Origin of the sequence: Erythrobacter sp. (genome assembly GCF_023653175.1) — a bacterium.
Lineage (GTDB): Bacteria > Pseudomonadota > Alphaproteobacteria > Sphingomonadales > Sphingomonadaceae > Erythrobacter.
This window is the reverse complement of the sequence record NZ_JAMNXL010000213.1, coordinates 1-5,502: the sequence shown is the minus strand read 5'-3', so window position 1 is coordinate 5,502 and position 5,502 is coordinate 1. Positions and strand designations below refer to the sequence as shown.

Sequence of the window (5,502 nt, the reverse complement as noted above, 5' to 3'; positions counted from 1 at the left end):
TTCACGTCGTAATCGTGCGTGTCGATGTTCGGACGCATCTTCACTTCCTTGATGTCCTGCGTCTTCTGCGTCTTGCGCGCGAGGTTCGCCTTTTTCTGCGCCTCGTAGCGATACTTGCCGACATCGAGGAACTTGCACACCGGCGGGTCCGCGTTGGGGGACACTTCGACGAGGTTCAGGCCCTTCTCGTTGGCCTGCTCGATTGCTTCGCGGGTGTACATGACACCGAGGTTCTCGCCTTCGTCGTCGATGACGCGAACCTTGGGTACGTTGATCATGCTATCAAAACGAGGGCCGCTTTTGATTGGCGGGGCCATCGAGCGCCGGGGTGGACGTGATATGGGGTGTTCTCCTGTCGTGGCTTACGTGTCGGCGGCTATGTAGTGCGAAACGTGGGCGAGCGCTAGGTGGAGTCTTTACGCCGCCGCCTGCCACAGCGGGAAGCGGGCGATGCGGCCCGCGGCGGGCATCAGCGCCTCGATGCGCGCGGCCGGTTGCAGCGCGCCAAGGATCTCGGGATGGCCTGCGTCGAGCCCGCCGGTCAGCGAGCCGAAGGCGGGGAGGATCATCCGCTCGGCGCCTCCTGCGCTTCGGGCGCCACAGCTGCGCCCCATGACCGCGCAGGGCCGCGCGATGTGGCGATTGCGGACGTTCACCCGCAGCTTGGGGTGGAAGTGCCCGGAGAGCTCGGGCGCGGCTTCACCGCGCTTCGCCTCGTGGCGCAGGATCACGCCGCCCAGTTCGAGCTCCGCCAGGATAGTCCCGCCGAAGCCCCTGGGCAGCGCCTCGTCATGGTTGCCGGTGATCCACACCCAGTCGAGCGACCGGGTCAGCGCCTCGAGCATCCCGGTGCAATGCGCATCGAGTCGCAGCGCACCCGCATCATCGTGGAAATTGTCGCCCAGCGTGATGACCCGCCGCGCGCCCGTCACCCGCACCGCGTCGGCCAGCCGTTCCAGCGTGTCGCGGCTGTCATAGGGCGGGAGCATCTGGCCGCGTGCGGCAAACCAGCTCGCCTTCTCGAGGTGCAGGTCGGCGACCAGCAGCGCGCGCTCGGCCGGCCAGTAGAGCGCACGGCATGTCCCGAGCGCGAGCTCGTGTCCGGCGAAGGAGAAAGGGGCGAACATAGCGCGAACCATCCCCTCCCTCTGCCGCCAAATTCGGCGCTTGGCAACAGCGCCGCGCAGCCCCGCCGGGGCTTGTGTGCGCTGCGCCTTCGCTTATGGTGGGCGAAGATTACGGACGGGAATGTATGACGGACTGGACACCTTACACGGACCGCGCGCGCGTGTGGTTCGAAGACCTTCGCGACCAGATTTGCGCCGAATTCGAGGCGATCGAACGCGAGGCGGGCTCGGACGCCGCCTTTCAATACACCCCCTGGAACCGCGAGGAGGAGGGCAACCCCGATCCCGGCGGCGGCACGCAGGGGCTGATGAAGGGCAAGGTGTTCGAGAAGGTCGGCGTCAATGTCTCGACCGTGCGCGGCAGCTTTGCTAAAGAATTCGCGGGCAGCATCAACGGAGCGAGCGCCGAGGCGCCCGGCTTTGTCGCCACCGGCATCTCTCTGGTCGCGCACATGGCCAATCCGCATGTGCCCGCAGTGCACATGAACACCCGCTTCCTGACCACCACCAAGGCATGGTTCGGCGGCGGCGCGGACCTCAATCCGCCGCTCCCCTATGCGGAGGACACGGCGGAGTTCCACGACGCGATGCGCGCCGCCTGCGATCCGCACAACGAGACCTATTACGAGCGCTATTCCAAGTGGGCGGAGGAGTATTTCTACATCCCCCACCGCAAGGTTGGGCGCGGGGTGGGCGGGCTGTTCTGCGACCACCTCGAATGCCCCGATGACGCCGCCTGGGAGCGCAACTTCGCCTTCATCCAGGACATCGGCAAGCAGTTCCTCGCCGCCTTTCCCGCAATCGTGCGCAAGCGGATGAACCAGCCCTTCGACGCGGCCGACGAGGCGCAGATGTTCGAATACCGGGGCCGCTATGCCGAGTTCAACCTCGTCTACGACCGCGGCACGATCTTCGGCCTGAAGACCGGCGGCAATATCGACGCGATCCTGATGAGCCTGCCGCCCAGAGCCACCTGGTCGTAAGCTGCGACGGGGAGTACGAACCGTCAGGCGCGGGACAGCAGGTTGCGCCGCGGCGCACGGTTAGGGCGGCGTGACCCTGACCCAATCGACCAGCATTTCCGCTTCACCAGCCTTGATCGCATCGACGGTCGATTGCGGCAGGCCGCGATAGGGTATGTTCACACCGTTCACGCCGAAGGGATAATCCCCGCCCAAGGCGAAATTCAGGATGATGTGCTTTGGCGTATCAAAGGCCCAGGGGCCCGATCGCTCGACTTCGCTGCGCGTGATGCGGAAGTATTCATTGCCATCGACCGCAAAGGTTATCGCGGTGCTGCTCCACTCGGCCGAGTAGATGTGCCAATCGCTGACCCGCACTCCGCTGGGGAAGTTGTAGCGCCGCGAAAAGGCGTTCGCCCCGGAATAGCCCGAACCATGCAAGGCCGAGGAGATCCAGCCCGGTTCGCCGACAAATTCCATGATGTCGATTTCGCCCGTGGCCGGCCAGTTGCCATTGCCAAGCAGCCAGAAGGCAGGCCAGACGCCCGTCAATTCCGACATCTTGATCCGCGCTTGTGCCCGGCCGTAGGTGAAATCATAGGCACCGCGTGTGTGGATGCGTCCGGACTGGAAATCGGCACGCCGGTCACTGCGCGTATCCTGACCCGGCGCCCATTTGGGCTTGAGCACCAGAACACCGCCGTCGGCCCCCGCAACATTGCTGCGCAGTGCAATCGTGTCGGCGCTGTCCACATAGGCCTGAAGCTCGTTGTTGACCCAGAAATTCGGCCCTTCCGGCTTCCAGATGGCATTGTTGATCTGGCCGGAGTTGAATTCTTCGGCAAAGGCAACGGTGGTGGGTGTCGGCGATGGCGAAGGGGATGGCGTTGGCGTCGGGCCCGAGACGATCGGGGTAGAGGGCGACGGTGACGTGTCTTCTCCCCCGCAGCTTGCAAGCAGACCAATTGCTGAGCCAGCCAGCAGCCAACGTCGGATGCGCATAGCTATCGCTTTCTTCGTCCTCTTCCCCGATCTGAGAACGTTATCAAACCGACACAGGCATTGTCCATGGCCCGCTTGGCCGAAGCCGTGACATTTGCCCCGCCTCGGGCACAGTAGTGCATTGCAATACGGTCTGAGGAACCGCACATAGTTGGTGATGCTCCGCCAGTACGAACTCGTCGAAAAGGTCCTCGAATACGACCCGCAAGCCGACGAGGCGATGCTCAACCGTGCCTATGTCTACACGGTGCAGAAGCACGGCAGCCAGAAGCGCGCGAGCGGCGATCCCTATTTCAGCCACCCGGTCGAAGTCGCGGGGCTGATGACCGATCTCAAGCTCGATCAGGCGACGATCATCACCGCGCTGCTCCACGACACGGTCGAGGACACGCTTGCCACGATCGAGGATATCGAGACCCATTTCGGCCCCGAAGTCGCGCGGCTGGTCGACGGCGTGACCAAGCTCTCCAAGATCGAGGCCATGCCCGAGAACGAGCGCGCGGCGGAAAACCTGCGCAAGTTCCTGCTCGCCATGTCGGAAGACATCCGCGTGCTGCTGGTCAAGCTCGCCGACCGCTTGCACAACATGCGCACGCTGCACTTCATCAAGAACCCCGACAAGCGCAAGCGCATCGCCCGCGAGACGATGGATATCTACGCCCCTCTCGCCGAGCGGGTGGGCATGTACGAATATATGCGCGAGATGCAGGCGCTGGCCTTCCGCGAGCTGGAGCCCGAGGCCTGGGCCACCATCACCGGGCGGCTCGAACAGCTGCGCTCGCAAGGCGGCGGGCAGGTCGACGACATTGCCTTGAAGATCAAGCAGCGCCTCGCCGAGGCGGGCCTCAAGGTCGAAATCTGGGGGCGCGAAAAGCACCCCTTCTCGATCTGGCACAAGATGGCCGAACGCCATGTCAGTTTCGAGCAGGTCACCGACATCATGGCCTTCCGCGTCCTGACCGAGACCGAAGAGGACTGCTACCGGGCGCTTGGCACGCTGCACACCACCTGGCAGTTCCTGCCCGGCAAGTTCAAGGACTATATCTCGACGCCGAAGTCCAATGGCTACCGCAGCCTGCACACCTCGCTGATGTACGAAAATTCGATGCGGGTCGAAGTGCAGATCCGCACGCGCGAGATGCACCGCACCAACGAATTCGGCCTCGCCGCGCACTGGGCCTACAAGCAGGGCGACAGGCCCGACGGGGCGGTGGGCTGGCTGCGCGACCTGATCGAGATCGTCGATGCCAGCCACGATGCCGAGGAACTGCTCGAGCATACCCGCATGGCGATCTACCAGGACCGCATCTTCGCCTTCACCCCCAAGGGCGCGCTGTTCCAGCTGCCCAAGGGCGCGACCGCGGTCGACTTCGCCTTTGCGGTTCACACCAATCTCGGACTTCAGACCGCCGGCGTGAAGATCAACGGGCGGCACATGCCCTTGCGCACCCCGCTGGCGAACGGCGATGTGTGCGAGATCATCAAGAACCCCCACGCGAGCCCGCAGTTGTCGTGGCTCGCCTTCGTCGTCACCGGCAAGGCCCGCGCCGCGATCCGCCGCGCGGTGCGGATGAAGGAGCGCGCCGAGGTCGCCGCGATCGGCTCGAAACTGTTCGACGAGATCTCCGCGCGCGTGCCTGCCCGTATCGGCAAGAAGGCGATCCGGGCGGCCGTGGAGCGGCTCGGGCTCGAGGAGCCCGATGACCTCATGTACGCGATCGGTGCTGCCAAGATCGCCGACCGCGAGGTGATGGAGGCGCTCGTCCCCGGCTGCACCTCGGGAATCGCCGAGGACGAGCACTGGGAGCGCCGCGAACGCGCGATCTCGATCCGCGGCCTAACGCCCGGCGTCGCCTTCGATCTCGCCCCCTGCTGCCACCCCGTCCCCGGCGACCGCATTGTCGGCATCCGTCGCAAGGGCGAGCCTGTGCTGGTCCACGCGATCGACTGCATGGAACTGGCGAGCGGCGTGGACAGCGATTGGATTGACCTTGCCTGGGGCAACCAGTCCTCTGGTGCGACCGGGCAATTGTCGGTGACGATCTACGACCGGCTCGGCACGCTCGCCGAAATGGCGGGCATCTTTGCGCAGAACAAGGCCAACATCATCACGCTGATGCAGGCGCATATCGACCATCCTTTCGTGACCTACGACGTCGAGGTCGAGGTCGAGGACGTCGGGCACCTCAATCGCATCGTCTCGGCCCTGCGCGCCAGCGACGCCGTGGCTCAGGCGGAGCGGCAGTAAGTATCCAAACCTCATCATTGCCAGCCGCAGGCGAAGCAATCCATGGGTCCCGCACAGCGCAATATCAGGCCATGGTTTGCTGCGTGGCTGCGCCGCACGCGATGACGACTAGGGCGCCACCCGCCGCACCGGCACGCGGATGTTGCAGATGTCCGCGCCGCCA

General features: G+C 64.7%; 5 protein-coding genes. 2 read left to right on the top strand and 3 right to left on the bottom strand.

Features of this window, described 5'->3' with window-relative positions; genetic code table 11:
* Positions 1-317: translation initiation factor IF-3 (gene infC / locus NBV68_RS17210; RefSeq protein ID WP_296312195.1), on the bottom strand; the 317-nt coding region annotated here is incomplete at its 3' end.
* Positions 318-416: 99 nt separating this feature from the next.
* Positions 417-1,127 (bottom strand): ligase-associated DNA damage response endonuclease PdeM, encoded by a 711-nt coding sequence (pdeM, locus tag NBV68_RS17205; protein WP_296312193.1) that lies wholly within the window; start codon positions 1,125-1,127, stop codon positions 417-419.
* A 125-nt stretch (positions 1,128-1,252) separates the two neighbouring features.
* Here pdeM and hemF point away from each other — a divergent pair, with 125 nt between their 5' ends.
* Entirely contained in the window at positions 1,253-2,110 is an 858-nt protein-coding gene (gene hemF, locus NBV68_RS17200) for an oxygen-dependent coproporphyrinogen oxidase (RefSeq protein ID WP_296312190.1), read from the top strand.
* Positions 2,111-2,170: 60 nt separating this feature from the next.
* Here the strand turns inward: hemF and NBV68_RS17195 are convergent, their stop codons facing one another.
* On the bottom strand, positions 2,171-3,091 hold the full coding sequence (locus NBV68_RS17195; protein ID WP_296312187.1) for a glycoside hydrolase family 16 protein: 921 nt from the start codon (positions 3,089-3,091) through the stop codon (positions 2,171-2,173).
* A 157-nt stretch (positions 3,092-3,248) separates the two neighbouring features.
* On the opposite strand from NBV68_RS17195, the gene NBV68_RS17190 reads away from it, so the two are divergent.
* Positions 3,249-5,339, top strand: a complete 2,091-nt coding sequence (locus tag NBV68_RS17190; RefSeq protein WP_296312197.1) for a bifunctional (p)ppGpp synthetase/guanosine-3',5'-bis(diphosphate) 3'-pyrophosphohydrolase — start codon at positions 3,249-3,251, stop codon at positions 5,337-5,339.
* The last annotated feature ends 163 nt before the right edge of the window (positions 5,340-5,502 follow it).